Annotated in this window: 4 protein-coding genes; all 4 read right to left on the minus strand. The window is 54.8% G+C overall.

The features are described from left to right. Positions 1-158: 158 nt before the first annotated feature. The 4 genes from ACOCD2_RS17235 to ACOCD2_RS17250 all read right to left on the minus strand — a co-directional run bounded on the left by ACOCD2_RS17235 (position 159) and on the right by ACOCD2_RS17250 (position 2,056). On the minus strand, positions 159-668 hold the full coding sequence (locus ACOCD2_RS17235; RefSeq protein WP_293652982.1) for a GNAT family N-acetyltransferase: 510 nt from the start codon (positions 666-668) through the stop codon (positions 159-161). Continuing rightward, a complete protein-coding gene (locus tag ACOCD2_RS17240; protein WP_293652983.1) occupies positions 669-1,292 on the minus strand; it encodes a hypothetical protein in 624 nt (207 codons plus the stop codon). A gap of 14 nt (positions 1,293-1,306) precedes the next feature. After that, positions 1,307-1,771 (minus strand): bactofilin family protein, encoded by a 465-nt coding sequence (locus tag ACOCD2_RS17245; RefSeq protein ID WP_293652985.1) that lies wholly within the window; start codon positions 1,769-1,771, stop codon positions 1,307-1,309. A gap of 144 nt (positions 1,772-1,915) precedes the next feature. Further along, positions 1,916-2,056 carry a hypothetical protein gene (locus ACOCD2_RS17250; protein ID WP_293688983.1) on the minus strand — a complete coding sequence of 47 codons (141 nt, stop codon included), beginning with the start codon at positions 2,054-2,056 and terminating at the stop codon, positions 1,916-1,918. Positions 2,057-2,221: the final 165 nt, after the last annotated feature.

Here is a 2,221-nt window from a genome sequence, read left to right on the forward strand (position 1 = left end):
CCGCATCATCACCGGGCACGTTCCTGTAGTTGCGGCGTCTGTCCCGAATGACCTGCACTGACCGGGCGCGGTCACGCCGAAAAAACCTCTTGATGCTGAAATTCCCCATTTAACCCCCGTCGATCGCTCAAACCGTCTTCATCAGGCCTGTCGGGTCATTATACACGGCTATTTCCGGATGCCAGGGGCAATTCCAGGTAAATCACGTCGATCCAGCGCTGGAACTTGTAACCCATCGCGTGAAAATAGCCGGCCTGTGAGAACCCCAGCTTTTTGTGCAATGCGACACTGCCTTCATTTGGAACGGCAATGGCAGCGATAACCCGGCAAAACCCTCTGTCCGCCAGTTGTGAAAGCAAGGCACGGTAGAGCATTTCCCCCATACCCTTTCGCTTCGGCGCCTCCGGGTGCAGGTAGATACTGCTTGCCACGGTGTAGCGAAAAGCGCTCCTGGATCCCCACTCACTGGCATAGGCATAGCCCAGCACCTGCCCCTTCTCTTCGATCACCAGCCAGGGATAGCGCTGCGAAACATGCTCGATCTGCAGCGCAAACGCCTCCGGCTGCAGTGACTGTTCGTCGAAGGTTATCGTGGTATGTTCAATATAATGGTTGTAAATGGCGCAAAGGATTTCAGCATCTCCGACCTGGACATCACGGATACGCATCTACTGTACCTGAAACAGGTACTCCTGAACGCCGTTTTTCAGCAAGCGGGACTGCACAGAGCGGAAACCCGGCATCAGGTTCTCCAGCACACGCTGCGGATAGCAGGGAGCTGCTGTCGCGCCCTCACCCAGGGAACGCCGCATGGCGCTGCTGGAAAGAATGTCGAAAGAAACCGGTTTGGCTGGCATATCGCCACGGGTGTAGACAAATGCATGCACCCAGGCGCCGGGATTGCACTTGCGCAGGAGATGTTCGCTGAAGCCCGGGAGCAACGCCTTGTCCAGATAATTCAATCCATCCCAGACCAGAATCAGATCCAGCTTGTTTTTCATGTGCAGGGGCAGGATAAGGTTGAAATCCGGCGCAGGCTCTTCCGGTTCTGGCGGCTCCAGATAGGAAAGCACCTGCAGCACATCCCCGATATGGTAGCGGCAACGGAAGCGGGAAAAAAACTCGATATGATTTCCCGACGCTGCTTCGAGATCCAGCACATGGTATTTGCGCTCCGGATCCGCATCCATCTTTTCCACCAGAGAAGCAAACGCCGGGCAACCCAGCTCTTCGAACCGCGGTTGCTCCGGCGTCCCGGCGACGTTTTTCTTGGGGCTGGCAAACAGTGCCATGCTCAGGCCATGGTTCAGGCAGACTTGGCGCTGGCCGCCGGCTGTGATGCAGGCTTGGCTGCCTTGGCATCCATATCGATACTGCCCTTGAAGGTGGCGCCTTCCTCCAGTATCACTTTGGGCGAAACGATATTCCCTCTCACCTTACCTGTGGAAGTGATGGTCACCTTCTCCACACCATTGAGATCCCCTGTCAGGGTACCGCGTACAGTAATGGTACGTGCAAAAGCATTGGCCTTGATAACACCCTGCTCGCCGATGGTGAGATTGTGCTGCTTGAGGTAGATATTGCCTTCGACCTGCCCCTGAATCAGCAGATCCTCGTCACCGTTCAGTTCGCCATTGAGCTTGATCGAAGCGCCGATGGTCGTGGTCTGTCCGCTGTTGCTGCTGCTTGCCGGAGCAGGTTTGGAAGGAGCTGGGGAAGCAGAGGCCTTGGCAGCGGGCTTTTCAGCCTCTTTCTTTGGTTTGTCAAACATAGTGATTTCCTTTGGGTAGTTATTCGGCCCGTATCCAGGGCCAGCAAATTCGCAGCATCCGGTGCTGAACCATCCGATTATATGGAGCTTGTGCCACACATGCCATGTCTTTTTTTTGAACGGATAGACTTTTTTTGTATCGCATCACTGGAGAATCAGGCCCACGAGCGGCCGCCAAAGCCGCGCTGCCGTCGAATACAACACGCTGGAAACCGTAAACGGCAGCATGCGTGCGATCGCCAGCACCACAGTGACCCACAACACCCCCTGCAACAGCCCCATCACCGGTCCGAGCGGTGAAGATCTGGATTTTTTCTGTTTCAGACCGGTAACTAGAGTTTAGAGTTTCAGAGGAGAAAAACCACTAAAAATCTCAAAAAATAGTTGACATAGCAAGGCGCGGCCTCTCAGAAGAGAAATCAACACAAACTTCTGGAGGCCGCTATGGAC

This window comes from Thiolapillus sp. (genome assembly GCF_048562965.1).
GTDB classification, from domain to species: domain Bacteria; phylum Pseudomonadota; class Gammaproteobacteria; order Chromatiales; family Chromatiaceae; genus Thiolapillus; species Thiolapillus brandeum_A.